At 70.7% G+C, this 16,577-nt stretch carries 15 protein-coding genes; 10 read left to right on the forward strand and 5 right to left on the reverse strand.

Annotated elements, in window-relative coordinates; translation table 11 throughout:
• Positions 1-159: 159 nt before the first annotated feature.
• Complete coding sequence (locus tag ACVMLK_RS15235) at positions 160-369, reverse strand: DUF465 domain-containing protein (RefSeq protein WP_198364447.1); 210 nt, start codon at positions 367-369, stop codon at positions 160-162.
• Positions 370-426: 57 nt separating this feature from the next.
• Here ACVMLK_RS15235 and ACVMLK_RS15240 point away from each other — a divergent pair, with 57 nt between their 5' ends.
• Positions 427-780, forward strand: coding sequence for a YdcH family protein (locus tag ACVMLK_RS15240; RefSeq protein WP_457486859.1), 354 nt, complete (start codon positions 427-429; stop codon positions 778-780).
• Positions 781-1,042: 262 nt separating this feature from the next.
• On the forward strand, positions 1,043-1,288 hold the full coding sequence (locus ACVMLK_RS15245) for a DUF3126 family protein (protein ID WP_198364449.1): 246 nt from the start codon (positions 1,043-1,045) through the stop codon (positions 1,286-1,288).
• A gap of 114 nt (positions 1,289-1,402) precedes the next feature.
• Here ACVMLK_RS15245 and ACVMLK_RS15250 read toward each other — a convergent pair whose 3' ends face one another.
• Positions 1,403-1,966: a DUF1013 domain-containing protein gene (locus tag ACVMLK_RS15250; protein ID WP_457486860.1), complete on the reverse strand. Its 564-nt coding sequence runs from the start codon at positions 1,964-1,966 to the stop codon at positions 1,403-1,405.
• A gap of 223 nt (positions 1,967-2,189) precedes the next feature.
• On the opposite strand from ACVMLK_RS15250, the gene ACVMLK_RS15255 reads away from it, so the two are divergent.
• From ACVMLK_RS15255 to fzlA, 4 genes are all read left to right on the forward strand, one after another.
• Positions 2,190-3,140, forward strand: a complete 951-nt coding sequence (locus ACVMLK_RS15255) for a complex I NDUFA9 subunit family protein (RefSeq protein WP_457486861.1) — start codon at positions 2,190-2,192, stop codon at positions 3,138-3,140.
• 211 nt (positions 3,141-3,351) lie between these two features.
• The gene (locus tag ACVMLK_RS15260; protein ID WP_198364452.1) at positions 3,352-4,794 is read left to right on the forward strand and encodes an NAD(P)-dependent oxidoreductase; all 1,443 of its coding nucleotides are present in this window, start codon (positions 3,352-3,354) and stop codon (positions 4,792-4,794) included.
• Positions 4,795-4,799: 5 nt separating this feature from the next.
• Positions 4,800-9,335, forward strand: coding sequence for a glutamate synthase large subunit (gene gltB, locus ACVMLK_RS15265; protein ID WP_457486862.1), 4,536 nt, complete (start codon positions 4,800-4,802; stop codon positions 9,333-9,335).
• A 102-nt stretch (positions 9,336-9,437) separates the two neighbouring features.
• On the forward strand, positions 9,438-10,106 hold the full coding sequence (fzlA, locus tag ACVMLK_RS15270; protein ID WP_198364454.1) for an FtsZ-binding protein FzlA: 669 nt from the start codon (positions 9,438-9,440) through the stop codon (positions 10,104-10,106).
• Positions 10,107-10,112: 6 nt separating this feature from the next.
• Here fzlA and ACVMLK_RS15275 read toward each other — a convergent pair whose 3' ends face one another.
• Positions 10,113-10,787, reverse strand: a complete 675-nt coding sequence (locus ACVMLK_RS15275; protein WP_457486863.1) for an IclR family transcriptional regulator — start codon at positions 10,785-10,787, stop codon at positions 10,113-10,115.
• Positions 10,788-10,843: 56 nt separating this feature from the next.
• On the opposite strand from ACVMLK_RS15275, the gene ACVMLK_RS15280 reads away from it, so the two are divergent.
• From ACVMLK_RS15280 to ACVMLK_RS15295, 4 genes are read left to right on the forward strand one after another with little or no spacing between them, the layout of a single operon-like run.
• Positions 10,844-12,115, forward strand: coding sequence for a CaiB/BaiF CoA transferase family protein (locus tag ACVMLK_RS15280; protein ID WP_457486864.1), 1,272 nt, complete (start codon positions 10,844-10,846; stop codon positions 12,113-12,115).
• The gene (locus ACVMLK_RS15285) at positions 12,112-13,053 is read left to right on the forward strand and encodes a hydroxymethylglutaryl-CoA lyase (protein ID WP_457486865.1); all 942 of its coding nucleotides are present in this window, start codon (positions 12,112-12,114) and stop codon (positions 13,051-13,053) included. The genes ACVMLK_RS15280 and ACVMLK_RS15285 overlap by 4 nt, the downstream gene beginning before the upstream one ends.
• Positions 13,054-13,110: 57 nt before the next feature.
• On the forward strand, positions 13,111-13,932 hold the full coding sequence (locus tag ACVMLK_RS15290; protein WP_457486866.1) for a tetratricopeptide repeat protein: 822 nt from the start codon (positions 13,111-13,113) through the stop codon (positions 13,930-13,932).
• Positions 13,925-14,467 carry a dihydrofolate reductase family protein gene (locus ACVMLK_RS15295; RefSeq protein ID WP_198364459.1) on the forward strand — a complete coding sequence of 181 codons (543 nt, stop codon included), beginning with the start codon at positions 13,925-13,927 and terminating at the stop codon, positions 14,465-14,467. The genes ACVMLK_RS15290 and ACVMLK_RS15295 overlap by 8 nt, the downstream gene beginning before the upstream one ends.
• Here ACVMLK_RS15295 and ACVMLK_RS15300 read toward each other — a convergent pair.
• Both ACVMLK_RS15300 and ACVMLK_RS15305 read right to left on the reverse strand, forming a co-directional pair.
• Positions 14,451-15,590: an acyltransferase family protein gene (locus ACVMLK_RS15300; RefSeq protein WP_422921469.1), complete on the reverse strand. Its 1,140-nt coding sequence runs from the start codon at positions 15,588-15,590 to the stop codon at positions 14,451-14,453. The two genes, ACVMLK_RS15295 and ACVMLK_RS15300, sit on opposite strands and share 17 nt — an antisense overlap.
• Before the next feature lie 219 nt (positions 15,591-15,809).
• Positions 15,810-16,577: ATP-binding cassette domain-containing protein (locus ACVMLK_RS15305; RefSeq protein WP_457486867.1), on the reverse strand; the 768-nt coding region annotated here is incomplete at its 5' end.

Consider the following 16,577-nt stretch of genomic DNA (forward strand, 5'->3'; position numbering starts at 1 on the left):
CGCGAGCCGCAGAACCGCCGCGTCGAGATCGTGCTGCGCTAAGCAGCACGCTTCGGCCGGAACAGGAGGGGCGCCGCGAGGCGCCCCTTTTCGTTTGCGGGCATTCGTCGGCGGGCAAGACCGGGGAGGGCGCCAGGAACGACCCGCCGCCACCCGGCGTCAGGCGATGATGTCGGGCACCAGCCGGCTTTCCAGCCAGGCGATCTCATCCTTCAGCTTCAGCTTGCGCTTCTTCAGGCGCTGGAGCTGAAGCTGGTCCAGCAAGGACAATTCCAGGCGAGCGATGACGGTGTCCAGGTCACGATGCTCGCTTCGGAGCTCGTGCAGGCGGCGGAGCAGGCTGTCGCGGTCGGCCAGGGTGAGCCTCATGAGTTGTGTTCGGTTTGAGTCGCATCCGGGCGGGAATGCGCCATATCATGTCCAGGCATGGCCGCACAGCATGCTCTGTCGTCTGTTGCGCGCGGTCGCCGCTTTACCGGCACCGCGGCCCGCTGGACGGTACGGGCGCTACAGCGGCCCTGCCTCGCGGAGGAACCGGTCGGGCAGAGGCCCGACAAGGCTCCCGGCCGGCTCCGTGAGCCCGCCAACCGATTGGAGGATCGCGTGCCGATGATGCAACAGCCCCGCTTGCGCAGCCTGCAGGAGCGTCATGCCCATCTGGAGAGGCAGATCGCCGAGGAAGGCAACAGGCCTCAACCGGATGCCGGTGCTCTTGGCCGCCTGAAACTCGCCAAACTCCGTCTGAAGGAGGAGATGCAACGGCTGCGCCCCGGCCGCTGATCGGAGCGCTGACCTGAACCGCCCCTGTGGCCGCGAGGCCACAGGGGCTTTTCCGTTCCGGCGCGCCCGGTCCGGCGGCGCGCAAGGGGTCGTGACAAATCCATGGCCAGGGGGCATGGAAGCCCGACCCGGCCCGCACCACGTGACCTCACCACGTAACCCCACTGCGGCGACGGGCGGTTGCCCGCCGTCCGGCGGAGCGACGAGGCGGGGCCGCATGGCCCGGGCCGACCTATTCCATGAACAGGAGAGATGGCACCGCATGGACGCCACGGACATTGCGCGGGTGCAGGCTTATCTGCGGCGTATTCTCGGCAGCGACAGGGTCACACTCGTGAAGCCGGCGCGGCCCGGCCTCTCGGTCGAGGTTGCCGTGCAGGATGAGGTGATCGGGACGGCGCACCGGGATGCCGAGGACGGCGAGGTCTCCTACTCGATCCACCTGACCGTGCTCGAGGAGGATCTGCCCCAGGCGCCCAAGCCGGCCGCGGCGCCGCGCCGGCGCTGAGGCCCTCTTCTGGCAAGGAGGCGCATGAAAAAGGCCGGGGCGGCGAATGCCCCGGCCTTTTTTCTTGTCCGCGGAGCCTGCCGCTCCGCCCCGGTCCAGGCGCCGGCGGCCTGTTCAGGCCGCGTCCTCGTCCTCCGGTGGTGCCATCGGGGCGGCGGGGTTGCCGCCCGCCGCCATCACCGCGGCATTCAGGTCCGATTGGCTGCACAGGCCCAGGATCACCGGATCGCGCGGCTTGATGTTGGCGCTGTTCCAGTGGGTGCGATCGCGCACCTTGGCGATGGTGTCCTTGGTGGTGCCCAGCAGCTTGCCGATCTGCGCCTCGGACAGCTGCGGGAAGTTGCGCAGCAGGAAGGCGATGGCGTCCGGACGGTCGTTGCGCTTTGAGACGGGGGTGTAGCGCGCGCCCTTGCCCCGGCTCTTCGGCGCCGGCAGCGCGCTTTCCAGCAGCCGCAGACGAGCATTCCGATCGGCCTCGACGCGGAGGATCTCCTCCCGCGTCAACTGCCCGTTCTGGATCGGATCATAGCCGACGATCCCCTGCGCGACCTCTCCATCGGCGATCGCCTGGACCTCGAGCGGATGCATGCCGACGAACTCGGCGATCTGTTCGAAGCTGAGGGAGGTCTTCTCGATCAGCCACACGGCGGTGGCCTTCGGCATCAGCGGGAGCGGCATCGGCAACCTTGTCAGTCGGTCGGGGCATGGCGGATGGGCGGGGGCAGCCCGCCGCCCACCCCGGTGGCCTTGCATATAAGGCCCGGGGGGGAGGGGGTCAAAGCCCGAGGCCATTCGCCAAGCGGAATGCGCGGAGATCACGCGGATATGCCCCCTCGTCGTGGCGTGGCCTTGCGCCGGCCGCCGGCATCCATATCGTTCCAGAAGGGAAGCAGGAGCGCGGATGATGGGTCGGAAACTGGCGGTGGTGTTCGGCGGCGCGGGCTTCATCGGGCGGCATCTGGTGCCGCGCCTGGCACGGGATGGCTATGAGTGCCGGATCGTCACCCGCAATCCGGAGGCGGTGCGGCCGCTGTCCACCCAGGGCCGGCTGGGGCAGGTGGTGCCTTGGACCGCGGATCTGCGGTCCGACGCGGCGCTGGCGCGGGCGGTGCGGGAGGCGCGGCTGGTGGTCAACCTGATCGGGATCCTGGCCGAGCGGCGCCGGGGCGATTTCCAGCGGCTGCAGGGCGAGCTGCCGGGCCGCATCGGCGCCGCGGCCCGGCAGGAGGGCGTCGCGCATCTGGTGCAGGTCTCCGCCATCGGTGCCGATCCGGGAAGCGACAGCGCCTATGCGCGCAGCAAGGCCGCCGGGGAGGCGGCGGTCCGGGCGGCCTTTCCGCAGGCGACCATCCTGCGGCCGTCCATCATCTTCGGGCCGGAGGACCATTTCTTCAACCGCTTCGCCGCCATGGCGCGGTGGCTGCCGGTCCTGCCGGTCATCCGCGGCGGCACGCGTTTCCAGCCCGTCCATGTGGGGGATGTCGCCGAGGCCATCCTGCGGACCGCGGAAGGGGGCGCCTTCGCCGGCCGCACCTTCGAGCTGGGCGGGCCCCGGGTGGCCACCTTCCGGGAGCTGATGGGCTATGTGCTGGAAGTCACCGGCCGCTCGCGCCGCCTCCTCCCGGTCCCGGAGGGCCTGGCGCGGCTGCAGGCCAGGCTGGGCGAGCATCTGCCGGGCGCGCCGCTGACCCGCGATCAGCTCGCCCTGCTGCGGCACGACAATGTGGTCTCCCCGGAGGCGGACGGATTCGCGGCGCTGGGCCTGCGGCCGGTGGCGATGGAGGCGGTGGTGCCGGGCTACCTGGCGCCCTATCGGCCGGATGGCGGGCGGGAACGGCCTTCGGCCTCATAGGTCCGAATCGGACTTTTGTCTTGGTAATGCGATACGGTTCCGTAAAAGACCTTGGAAGTCTCGCCGAAAGAAAGACAGTATTACTGACCTTATGGCGAATTAGGACTCGCCTGAGGTGCGCGGGATATGGCAAATGTCCTGCTGTGACGCGGTGCCGCATGGCTGCCGCCCCTGCCCCTGACCGCCTTCCTGCCCGAAGGACACCGCGCCCATGGCCGAACGCATGCTGCAATTCGTGCGCCTGTCGCAACAGACTCCCGAGAAGCGCCCGGCGGAGGCGCGAAGGACCGATTTCGGCGAGATCTACCAGCGCTTCAGCGCCGAGCGGGCCGGCCAGCAGGCCAGCCGCTGCAGCCAGTGTGGCGTGCCCTTCTGCTCGATCCACTGCCCTCTCAACAACAACATCCCCGACTGGCTGAAGCTGACCGCCGAGGGGCGGCTGGAGGAGGCCTACGAGGTCTCCGCCGCCACCAACACCTTCCCCGAGATCTGCGGCCGCGTCTGTCCGCAGGACCGGCTCTGCGAGGGCAACTGCGTCATCGAGAAGGGGTTCGAGAGCGTCACCATCGGCGCGGTGGAGAAGTACATCACCGACACGGCCTGGGAGCGGGGCTGGGTGAAGCCGCCCCGGCCGGCGCGTGAGGTCGGGCATTCGGTCGGCATCATCGGTGCCGGCCCGGCCGGCCTGGCCGCCGCCGAGCGGCTGCGGCTGCGCGGCTGGAAGGTCACGGTCTACGACCGCTACGACCGCGTCGGCGGGCTGATGATCTACGGCATCCCCAACTTCAAGCTGGAGAAGGAGGTGGTGCTGCGCCGGCACGCGCAATACGCGGAAGGCGGCATCGACTTCGTGCTCAACTGCCGCGTCGGCGAGGATGTCAGCCTGGAGGAGATCCGGGGCCGGCACGACGCGGTGCTGATCGCCACCGGCGTCTATAAGGCGCGCGACATCGGCGGGCCGGGCGGCGAGCTGGACGGCATCGTGCCCGCGCTCGACTACCTCACCGCCTCCAACCGCCAGGGCCTGGGTGACAGCGTGGCGGCGTTCGAGGACGGCCGGCTGAACGCCGCCGGCAAGCGCGTCGTCGTCATCGGCGGCGGCGACACGGCGATGGACTGCGTGCGCACCGCCATCCGCCAGGGTGCGGCGAGCGTCACCTGTCTCTATCGCCGCGACAGGGCGAACATGCCGGGCTCGCTGCGCGAGGTGGCCAATGCGGAGGAGGAGGGCGTGCGCTTCGCCTGGCTCTCCGCCCCCGAGGGCTTCGTCGAGGACGAGGCCGGACGTGTCGGCGCGGTGCGGGCGGTAAGGATGCATCTCGGCCTGCCCGACGCCACCGGCCGCCAGCAGGTCGAGCCCATCCCCGGAAGCGCCTTTGACGAGCCGGCCGAGCTGGTGATCAAGGCGCTGGGCTTCGATCCGGAGGACCTGCCGACGATGTTCGGGGAGCCGGCGCTGACGGTCAGCCGCTGGGGCACGCTGGTGATCGACCGCCGGACCATGATGACCAACCTGCCGGGCGTCTTCGCCGCCGGCGACATCGTGCGCGGCGCCTCGCTGGTGGTCTGGGGCATCCGGGACGGCCGGGACGTGGCCGAGCAGATCGAGAAGTACGTGCTGGCGAAGACCTCGCCGGCGATGGCTGCGGAGTGACCTCCATGGACGGTTTCGAGAACGGCGCCGCGTTCGCCGAGAGCTACGCCCGCAACGCCGCCACCCTGGCCGGCGCCGCGCATCTGGACCTGACCGAGCACGATGCCTGCGGCGTCGGCCTGGTCGCGGCGCTGGACGGCAAGCCGCGCCGCGACGTGGTGCAGTCCGGCATCGACGCGCTGAAGGCGGTCTGGCACCGCGGCGCCGTGGATGCCGACGGCAAGACCGGCGACGGCGCCGGCATCCACATCGAGATCCCTCAGGATTTCTTCGCCGAGGTCGTCGAGCGCGGCGGCGACCGGCTGCGCCCGGGCCGCATCGCGGTCGGCATGGTGTTCCTGCCGAAGACCGATCTGTCCGCCCAGGAGCGGTGCCGGCAGATCGTCGAGACCGAGATCCTGAACGCCGGCTATCATATCTATGGCTGGCGGCAGGTGCCGATCGACGTCTCCTGCATCGGCGAGAAGGCCAATGCGACGCGGCCCGAGATCGAGCAGATCCTGATCTGGGACCCGGAGCAGCGCGACGCCGCGACCTGCGAGCGGGACATGTACGTCATCCGCCGCCGCATCGAGAAGCAGGCGCTGGCGGCGCAGGTGCCGGAGCTCTATCTCTGCAGCCTCTCCTGCCGCTCGATGATCTACAAGGGCATGTTCCTGGCGGAGAACCTGACGGACTTCTATCCGGACCTGCTCGACAGCCGCTTCGTCAGCCGCTTCGCCATCTATCATCAGCGCTACTCGACCAACACCTTCCCCACCTGGCGCCTGGCGCAGCCCTTCCGCATGCTCGCGCACAACGGCGAGATCAACACCGTCCATGGCAACATCAACTGGATGAAGAGCCATGAGACGCGGCTGGCGCATCCGCTGCTCGATCCCTTCATGGAGGACATCAAGCCGGTGGTGCAGGCGGGCGGCTCCGACACCGCCACGATGGACAATGTCTTCGAGCTGCTGGTGCGCGGCGGGCGCGACGCGCCGATGGCCAAGGCCATGCTGATCCCGGAGAGCATCGGCAGCAACGCCACCATGCCCGAGGCGCATCGCGACCTCTTCCTCTACTGCAACGCGGTGATGGAGCCCTGGGACGGGCCGGCGGCGGTCTGCGCGACCGATGGCCGCTGGGTGGTCGCGGGCCTCGACCGCAACGGGCTGCGGCCCATCCGCTACAATGTCACCGTCGACGGGCTGCTGATCGTCGGCTCCGAGACCGGCATGGTGAAGGTCGCGGAGTCCGAGATCGTCGCCAAGGGCCGCGTCGGCCCCGGGCAGTGCATCGGCGTCGATCTCGACGCCGCGAAGTTCTACGCCGATGGCGCGCTGAAGGACATGCTGGCCGCGCGCCATCCCTTCGGCGAATGGGTCGGCCGCACCACCAAGATCGACGGCATCGTCCGCAACGAGGTGGACGAGACGCCGACCATCACCGGCGAGGCCCTGCGCCGCCGCCAGCTCGCCATGGGCATCACGCTGGAGGAGCTGGAGACCATCCTGCACCCGATGGCGGAGGAGGGCGCCGAGGCCATCGGCAGCATGGGCGACGACACGCCCGTCGCCGTGCTCTCCAACCACTATCGCGGCCTGCACCACTATTTCCGGCAGACCTTCAGCCAGGTCACCAACCCGCCGATCGACAGCCTGCGCGAGACGCGGGTGATGACGATCAAGACGCGGCTCGGCAATCTCGGCAATATCCTCGACGAGGACCCGACGCAGTGCGACATGCTGCAGCTGGAGAGCCCGGTGCTCTCCAATGCCGAGTTCGCCGCGATGTGCGAGTACATGGGCAGCACCGCCTGCTTCGTGGACTGCACCTTCCCGGTCGAGGAGGGCGAGAGCGGCCTGCGCCGCGCCATCGAGCGCATCCGGCATGAGGCGGAGGAGGGCGTGCGCTCCGGCTGCGCCCACGTCATCCTGACCGAGGAGAACCAGGGGCCGGAGCGGGCCGCCATCCCGATGATCCTGGCGGTCGGCGCGGTCCACACGCATCTCGTCCGGAACTCGCTCCGCACCTTCACCAGCCTCAACGTCCGCTCCGCCGAATGCATGGACGTGCATTACGTCGCCGTGCTGATCGGCGCCGGCGCCACCACGGTGAACGCCTATCTGGCGCAGGAGAGCATCGCGGACCGGCACCGGCGCGGGCTGTTCGGCGACAAGTCGCTGAAGGACTGCGTGGCCTACTACCGCAAGGCGGTGGACAAGGGCCTGCTGAAGATCATGTCCAAGATGGGCATCTCGGTGCTCTCCTCCTATCGCGGCGGCATGAACTTCGAGGCGATCGGCCTCTCGCGCGCGCTGGTCGCGGAATTCTTCCCCGGTACGCAGTCGCGGATTTCCGGCATCGGCCTGCTGGGCATCGCCCGCCGCCTGCTGGCGCTGCATGCGAAGGCCTGGGGCGGCGAGGCGGCGGTGTTGCCGGTCGGCGGCCTCTACAAGCTGCGCCGGCGCGGCGAGGCCCATGCCTTCGAGGGCAGCCTGATCCACATGCTGCAGAGCGCGGTGGAGACGGACAGCTACCAGATCTTCAAGCGCTACTCCGAGGGCGTGCGCAAGCTGCCGCCGGTGGCGTTGCGCGACCTGCTCGACTTCCGCATGACGGGGCGCAAGCCGGTGCCGATCGAGGAGGTGGAGAGCATCACCGAGATCCGCAAGCGCCTGATCGCGCCCGGGATCTCGCTCGGCGCGCTCAGCCCCGAGGCGCACGAGACCCTGTCGATCGCGATGAACCGGATCGGTGCCCGCTCGGATTCCGGCGAGGGCGGCGAGGACCCCGAGCGCGCCCGGCCCCGGCCCAATGGCGACAACGCCAACTCCGCGATCAAGCAGATTTCCTCCGGCCGCTTCGGCGTCACCGCCGAGTATCTCAACAACTGCCGCGAGATCGAGATCAAGGTGGCGCAGGGCGCGAAGCCGGGCGAGGGCGGCCAGCTTCCCGGCTTCAAGGTCACCGGACTGATCGCGAAGCTGCGGCATTCCACGCCGGGCGTGACGCTGATCTCGCCGCCGCCGCACCATGACATCTACTCGATCGAGGATCTGGCGCAGCTCATCTACGACCTGAAGCAGATCAATCCCGAGGCCACCGTCTGCGTGAAGCTGGTGGCGCGCTCCGGCATCGGCACCATCGCGGCGGGCGTGGCCAAGGCCAAGGCCGACGCGATCCTGGTCTCCGGCCATGTCGGCGGCACCGGCGCCTCGCCGGTCTCCTCGATCAAGTATGCCGGGCTGCCCTGGGAGATGGGCCTGTCCGAGACGCATCAGGTGCTGCTGCTGAACCGGCTGCGCCACCGCATCAGGCTGCGCACCGATGGCGGGCTCAAGACCGGGCGCGACGTGGTGATGGCGGCGATGCTGGGCGCCGAGGAATTCGGCATCGGCACCGCGTCCCTGGTCGCCATGGGCTGCATCATGGTGCGGCAGTGCCACAGCAACACCTGCCCCGTCGGTGTCTGCAGCCAGGATGAGGATCTGCGGAAGAAGTTCACCGGGACGCCGGAGAAGGTGATCAACCTCTTCTCCTTCATCGCCGAGGAGATCCGCGAGATCCTGGCCGGGCTCGGCTTCCGCAGGCTGGAGGATGTGGTCGGCCGCACCGACCTGCTGCAGCAGGTGAGCCGCGGCGCGGAGGATCTCGACGACCTCGACCTCAACCCGCTGCTGGTGCAGGCCGATGCCGGCCCCTATCCGCGCCATTGCACGCTGGAGGGCCGCAACGAGGTGCCGGAGACGCTCGACGCCGACATGATCCGCGATGCGCAGGCGTTGTTCGAGCGGGGCGAGAAGATGCAGCTCGCCTACAACATCCGCAACACGCACCGCGCCATCGGCACCAAGATCAGCAGCAAGATCACCCGCAAGTTCGGGATGAGCGGATTGCAGGCGGGGCATCTGACGGTGCGCCTGCGCGGCTCGGCGGGCCAGTCGCTCGGCGCCTTCGCCGTGCGCGGGCTGAAGCTCGAGGTTCTGGGCGATGCCAACGACTATGTCGGCAAGGGGCTTTCGGGGGGCAGCATCGTCATCCGCCCGGCGCCCTCCTCGCCGCTGGTCTGGAGCGACAACGCCATCGTCGGCAACACTTGCCTCTATGGCGCGACGGCGGGCGAGCTGTTCGCGGCGGGCCAGGCGGGCGAGCGCTTCGCCGTGCGCAACTCCGGTGCCACGACGGTGGTCGAGGGCGTCGGCGCCAATGGCTGCGAGTACATGACCGGCGGCGTCGTCGTCGTGCTGGGCGCGGTGGGCGACAACTTCGGTGCCGGCTTCACCGGCGGCCAAGCCTTCGTCTATGACGCCGACGAGAGCTTCGAGAAGCGGGTCAATCCCGACACGCTGCTCTGGCGCCGCCTGGGCTCCGCGCACTGGGAGGGGATGCTGCGCGAGCTGATCGCCCGTCATGCCGCCGAAACCGGCTCGCGCCTCGCCGCGCGGCTGCTGAACGACTGGGCGGTGGAGCGGGACCGCTTCTGGCACGTCGTGCCGAAGGAGTTCGCCAAGTACCTGCCGCGGCCGATGGAAGATGTCGCCATCGCCGCCGAGTGATGGCGGGAATGGTAATATCCTGCAACTTCCCGTGATGTTCGCCTAGCCCCCGGGGGTCGCGCATGCGATAAGCGCGGCCCCCATCACGGTCCGGCTGTTTGCATGAGAATCCTCTACCATCTTCCCCTCTCCCCCTATGCGCGCAAGGTGCGCCTCGTGTTGAGCGAGAAGCGGATTCCTTTCGAGCTGCGCATCGAGCGGGTCTGGGAGAGGCGGGAAGAGTTCCTGGCCCTGAACCCCGGCTGCACCGTGCCGGTGCTGGTGGAGGAGAACGGGCTGGTTCTGGCTGACAGCTACGCCATCTGCGAATATCTCGACGAGGCCTATCCCGACCTTCCGCTGCTGGGCCGGACCCTGGGGGAGCGGGCGGAAGTCCGCCGGCTGGTCGCCTGGTTCGATGGCAAGTTCGCCCGCGAGGTCACCGACAATCTGCTCTACGAGAAGCAGATGAAGCGGCTGATGGGGCGCGGCAACCCCGATGCCGGGGCCCTGCGCGCCGGCTACGCCAACCTCAAGCCGCATCTCGATTATCTGGGCTGGCTGTCGGAGACGCGGCTCTGGCTGGCGGGCAACTTCCTCTCCCTGGCCGATCTGGCCGCGGCGGCGCATCTCTCGGCGCTCGACTATATCGGTGACCTCGACTGGTCGCTGAACGATGCCGCCAAGGACTGGTATGCGCGGGTGAAGTCCCGCCCGGCCTTCCGCCCCCTGCTGGCCGACCGTGTCAGCGGCACGAACCCGCCGCCGCATTACGCCGACCTGGACTTCTGAGGCGCCTCAGCCGCCGCCGAGATCCTGGCTGAGCCGCCGCGCCGCCGCCGCCACCGCGGCCTCCAGCGGCGCCCGCAGCGTGGCATCGCCCAGCCGGGTCGCCGTGCCGGAGAGGGTCAGGGCGCCGAGCAGTCGGCCGCCCGGGCCGCGCACCGGCGCGGCGATCGCCGCCAGTTCCGGGTCGCGCTCGCCCAGGGTCACCACCAGCTCGCCCCCCTCGCCGCGCAGGACATGGCCGGCCGCGCCGCGGTCGAGCGGCAGGCGGGTGCCGGGCAGGAGCTGGTCGCGCACCAGGTGCCGGCCCTCCTCCCGCAGCAGGCAAAGCCGCGCCTGGCCGTCGCGGATGTAGAAGCTGGCGCTTTCCCCCGTCCAGTCGGCCAGCTCGCGCAGCACCGGCGGCACGAAGGCGCGCAGCGGCCCTTCCGCTCCCTCGGCCATCAGCCCCAGCCTCACCAGGGCGGGCCCCAGCCGCCAGACCGCCGCCTCGCCCGGCCGGACCAGCATCCGCGCCCGTTCCAGCGAGGCCATGAGGCGCAGCAGCGTGCTCTTGTAGAGCCCGGTGCGGCGCGACAGCTCGGCCAGGGTCAGGCCCGCCTCGCCGGGGCGGAAGGCGGCGAGGATGGACAGGGCGCGGTCCACCGCGCCGACCCCCTCGGCGGGCGCTTCCGGCTTGACGGACATGCGGTCGGGTTCCAGACTTGAAAACAGAACGATATTCTGTCCAACGGAACGGTGCCATGTCAAGCCAAGCTTCTCCCGCCAGCGACCAGCCAGGCGAGCCGCCGGCAGGGCTGCCCCCGGTTGAGCTGCCCCCGGTTGAGCTGCCCCTGGCCGGGCTGCGCGTGCTCGACTTCGGCCACACCGTCATGGGCCCGACCTGCGGCGTGGTGCTGGCCGATCTCGGCGCCGAGGTGATCCGCATCGAGCCGCCGGAGGGCGACCGCACCCGTCGCCTGGGCGGCTTCGGCATCGGCTTCTTCGCCACCTACAACCGCAACAAGGCCAGCCTGGCGCTGGATCTGAAGGACCCGCGCGGGAAGGCCATCCTGGAGCGGCTGGTGCCGACGGCGGATGTGCTGGTGGAGAACTTCGCCCCCGGAACGATGGAGCGGCTCGGCCTCGGCTGGGAGGCACTGCGGGCCCTGAACCCGCGCCTCGTCTACTGCGCGCTGAAGGGCTACCTGCCCGGCCCCTACGAGGACCTGCCGGCGCTCGACGAGGTGGTGCAGATGCAGGGCGGCCTCGCCCACATGACCGGCCTGCCGGGCCGGCCGCTGCGCGCCGGCACCTCGGTGGTGGACATCATGGGCGGCGTCTTCGGCGTGGTCGGCATCCTCGCGGCGCTGCGCCAGCGCGAGCGCACCGGGCTCGGGCAGCGGGTGCAGGCCTCGCTGTTCGAGAGCGTCGCCTTCATGGTCGGGCAGCACATGGCGGCCGGCGCCATCGCCGGCGAACGCGTGCCGCCGATGACGGCGCGGCGCATCACCTGGGCGATCTATGACGTTTTCCTGGCGCGGGACGGGCAGGTCTTTGTCGGCGCCACCAGCGACCAGCACTGGCAGCGCCTCTGCGCCCAGTTCGGCCTGGAGGCGCTCGGCGCCGATCCCGAGCTGGCGAGCAATGCGCAGCGCGTCGCCGGCCGGACCCGGATCATGCCCGAGCTGGAGCGGATCTTCGCCGCCATGCCGGTGGAGGAGGTGCTGCGCCGCTGCCGCGCCGCGCGCATCCCCTGCGCGCCCGTGGCGCATCCCGAGGATCTCTTCGAGGACCCGCAGCTGCTGTCGGGCGGGGTGATGGGCGAGACGCGCCTGGCCGAAGGCCTGACCCGGCCCCTGCCGATGACGCCGCTGCATTTCGAGACCGCGCCGCTGGGGCTGCGGCGGCAGCCGCCGGCGGTGGGCGAGGGGGCGGAGGCCCTGCTCGCCAGCCTGGGCCTCGACGAGCCGGAGCGGGCGGCGCTGCGCCGCGACGGGGTGCTGGCGCCCGCCGCCGGGGAGGCCGCGGCATGAGCTTCCCCGCCCGCATCGAGATCCGCGAGGAAGGGCCGCGCGAGGGCTTCCAGTTCGAGAAGGGCGAGATCCCGACCGAAGGCAAGCTGGCGCTGATCCACGCCCTGGCGCGGACCGGGCTGAAGCGGATCCAGACCGTCTCCTTCGTCGATCCGCGCCGGGTGCCCGGCATGGCCGATGCCGAGCGGGTCTGCCAGGGGCTCCAACCGGTGCCGGGCGTGGCCTATGGCGCGCTCTGGCTGAACGCCAAGGGCTTCCTCCGCGCCCTGGTGGCGCCGAACCTGACGATCGACGGCAGCGTCTCGGTCTCCGCCTCCGAGGTCTTCGGCAAGCGCAACCAGAACCGTGACCGGGAGCAGGACCTGGCGGCCGCGGCGGCGCTGATGGCGCTCTATGCCGAGCACCGCGTGCCCTTCGCCCGCGCCACCATCATGGCGGCCTTCGGCTGCAATTTTCAGGGCGAGGTTCCGGTTGGCGCCGTGCTGGACCGCATCGCCGCGATCCTGGCCCTGGCCGGCGGGGCGGGGCTGGAGCGGCCGGTGATCTCGCTCGCCGACACCATGGCCTGGGCGACGCCGCCGTCGATCCGCCGCCTCGTCAGCGCGGTGCGCGAGAAGTGGCCGGAGCTGGAACTGTCCCTGCACCTGCACGACACGCGCGGCCTGGCCATGGTCAATGCCTGGGAGGGGATGCGGCTCGGCGTCACCCGCTTCGATGCCGCCGTGGCGGGACTCGGGGGCTGCCCCTTCGCGAAGCACGCCGGGGCCGCGGGCAATCTCTGCACCGAGGATCTGGCGCTGCTCTGCGCCGAGGCGGGCATCGAGACCGGGCTCGACCTGGAGGCCCTGGCGGAGGCCGGGCGGCTGGCCGAGACGGTGGTCGGGCACCCGCTGCCCGGGCGGGTGAAGCAGGGCGGAACGCTGCGCCGCAGCACGTGATGGCGGCACGGTCAGGAAATGTTGTGATCCGTGCCGCAGCGCAGCATAAGGTCACGCATGCGGTCCCGTTCCGAAGTCGTATCATCGTCGCCGATCTCGCTGGCGCAGGTGCGTGAGGCCAGCGCCGAGCAGTTGGCGCGGGCCTTTTCCGGCCCACCGGCCGAGGCGGCCCGCTGGATCGCCGCGGCCGCCCGCGCCGGCATGGTCGAGGCGCAGTTCCTCTACGGGCAGATCCTGCTGGAAGGGCGCGGCGTCCCCGAGGACCGGCGCGGCGCCCTGGGCTGGTTCCAGGTCGCGGCCGGGGCGGGGCATCTGCCGTCGCTGACCATGGTCGGCCGCTGCCACGAGCTGGGCTGGGGCACCACGGCCGATCTGCCGCGGGCGGCCACCTTCTATCGGCAGGCGGCGGAGCAGGGCTTCGACTGGGCGCAGTACAATCTCGCCACCCTCCTGGCGCGCGGCGCGGGGCTGCCGCAGGACCGGGCGGCGGCGCTGGCGTGGTTCCGCCGCGCCGCGGCGCAGGGGCACGCCAAGTCCATGACCGTGCTGGGCCGCTACCTGGAGGCCGGCTGGGCGGGCCCGCCCGACCCGGCGGCGGCGCGGGCCCTCTATGCCCGGGCGGCGGCGGCGGGCGAGTTCCGCGCCCAGTTCAACATGGGCAGCCTGGCGCTGGAGGTGGGCCAGGAAGAGGCGGCGCTGGACTGGTTCCGGCGCGCCGCCGAGACCGGCTCGCCCGGCTTCCTGGGAAGCATGGCCGAGCGGCTCCTGACCCGCCCGGAACCGGCGGTGCGCGACTTCGGCCAGAGGCTGATGGACAGATTGCGGGCGCGCTTCCCGATGCCGGGGCAGACGGCGCCCGGCGGGCCGGGGCGTGGCTGAGTTCCATCTCTTCATCGCCGTCAGCCTGGACGGCTTCATCGCCACGCCCTCCGGCGGCGTGGAATGGCTGAACGCCTTCGAGGCGGAGGATTACGGCTACGACGCCTTCTTCCAGGAGGTGGACAGCCTGGTGATGGGGCGCTTCACCTATGAGCAGATCCGCGCCGGCCGCGTCTGGCCCTATCTCGGCAAGCCCAGCCTGATCCTGACCTCGACCGCCCTTCATCCGCCGGTGCCGGAGCTGGTCGAACCCTGGTTCGGCGGCTCGCGGGACCTGATCACCGGGCTGCGGCGCATGCCGGGCCGGGTCTGGGTGGTGGGCGGGGCCCGCACCATCCACGCCTTCCTGATGGCCGGGGCGGTGGACCGGCTGGCCGTCTTCACGATGCCGCTGATGCTGGGCAACGGCATCCGCCTGTTTCCGCCCGGGCCGCCGCCCCGGCCACTGCGGCTCCTGGAATGCCGCAGCTGGGACAATGGCAGCGTGCTCTGCCGCTACGCCACGCTGGAGGAGCCGGTCACTCCGCCGGCTTGAAGGCGGGCGGCTTGAAGGCGGGCGCCTCGGCGGCGGGTGGCACCAGGGTCACGGGCAGCCGCCGGGCCGCCCGGCCGTCGATCCAGCCGGCGATGCGCCGCCGCAGCCCGACCTCGATCAGGCGGTAGCTGAGCTCCGAGGCGATGAAGACCACCACCGGCCCGGCGACCAGGTAGAACAGGAACCAGCTCTGCATGCTGATGCCGTGCTGCCCTACCCAGCGCGCCAGGAAGGCGAAGGGAAAGAGCGCGAAGGGGTGGATCAGGTAGAGGCTGTAGCTGATGCGGCCGAGATACTGGAAGACGGGGCGGGACATCAGCCGCGCCGGGCCGCTCCCCGCATCGAGCAGGATGCCATAGACGAGGAAGCCGAGCGGCACCCCGATGCCGGAGCCGATATACTGGCTGGCATAGAAGAACAGGACGAGGCTGAGGCTCCAGACCACCCAGCCGAGGGCACGCGGCAGGCGGACCTTCACCTGCAGGAAGGCGAAGCCCATGCCGAGGACGAAGTAGAGCACGAAGGGGCTGATGAGCACCGCCAGGGCGCCGGCCAGCAGGGCGGCGCCGAGCAGCAGCGGGCGCCGACCGGACAGGCCCAGGAAGGCCAGCGCCACCAGCAGGTAGAAGCCCCATTCGTAGGTGAGGGTCCAGGAGTTCTGCTGCGCCAGGAAATGCCCGGTGATGGGCGGCAGGAAGAAGAGGTTGGCCAGGAAGGTTTCCACATACTCGCCCGCGGGCATGCCGCGGAACTCCTTGTAGCCGATCAGCGGCCCCAGGCCGAAGACCATCAGGTGCAGGGCCACGAAGAGCGGCATGATCCGCAACACCCGGTCCACCAGGAACTTCCGCGTGCTGCCGTGCCGCACCAGGCTGGCCGGGATCAGGAAGCCGCTGATGATGAAGAAGAGGTTCACGCCCTGGCCCAGTGTCGGCAGGGTGAAATCGAGCCAGGCGGGGAAGGACCAGGGCAGCATGCCGGCATGCTTGGCGATCAACCAGATATGGACGATCAGCACGGCGGCGGCGGAGATGCCGCGCAGCCCCTGGATGGCGGGGATGAAGCCGGCTCCGCGGACCGCGGCGGTGCCACGTTGCCGCAGCATGGCCAGGGCGTCTGCCACAGCTTGTCTCATTCCGCCGTCCCCTTTTCCGGATGATGCCGCGAGGCCAGCGCTCGCCTTTCGCAACGGAGTGTTGCAATGCAGCAAGCCCCTGGACCTGGCCAAGCGCGAAGGCAGGGAAGGAGACCCGGCGCACCCTTTTGTGACTTACAAAAGCGTACAAACCCCGGGGTACGTCTCGGAATGCGAAGTCAGGAGCTTAAATGAGCCGGCGGGGCCTCATCCCATGGCCGGAACGGCCCGCCCCCCGGCCAGGCGGAGGATGCGCGTCGGCCTTTCCACGCCCAGAAGGCGATGCGCGATCAGGATCACGGTGCGGCCGCCCGTGGCACTCTCCAGCGTCTCCAGGAAGGCGCGCTCGGCGGCGGGATCGAGCCCGGCGGCGGCCTCGTCCAGGATGAGGATCGAGGCGGGGGAGAGCAGGACGCGGGCCAGGGCGATGCGCCGCGCCTGTCCGCCGGAGAACCGCAGGCCCCCCTCGCCGCAGCGGGTGGCGAGGCCGTCCGGCAGGGCGCGCACCACATCGGCGGCTCCCGCCCGCTCCAGCGCCGACCAGAGCGCGGCCTCGTCCGCCTCCGGCGCGGCGAGGCGCAGGTTGGCGGCGATGCTGTCGTCGAACAGCCGCGCGTCCTGGGTCAGGCAGGTGATGCGGGCCCGCACGGCATCGGCGCTGAGCGTGGCGAGGTCGACGCCGCCCAGCATCAGCCGCCCCGCCTGCGGCGCCGCGAGCTTCAGGAGCAACTGCGCCAGGGTCGATTTCCCGGCACCCGAGGGGCCGAGCAGGGCCAGCCGGCCGCCCTCGGGCAGTTCGAAGCTCAGGTCCTCGAAAACGGGCGCGCGGTCCTCCGCCCAGGCGAAGCGCACGTCCTCGACCCGCAGCGCGAAGTCCTTCGGCGGGGGGGCGGGGGGGGCGGGGTCGCGCAGCGGCGGTTCGACATCGGCGGCCTCGAAGCGGCGGCGCGCGCCGGCGCCGGCGGCGGCGAGCGC

The sequence above is a fragment of the Teichococcus aerofrigidensis genome, assembly GCF_054073225.1.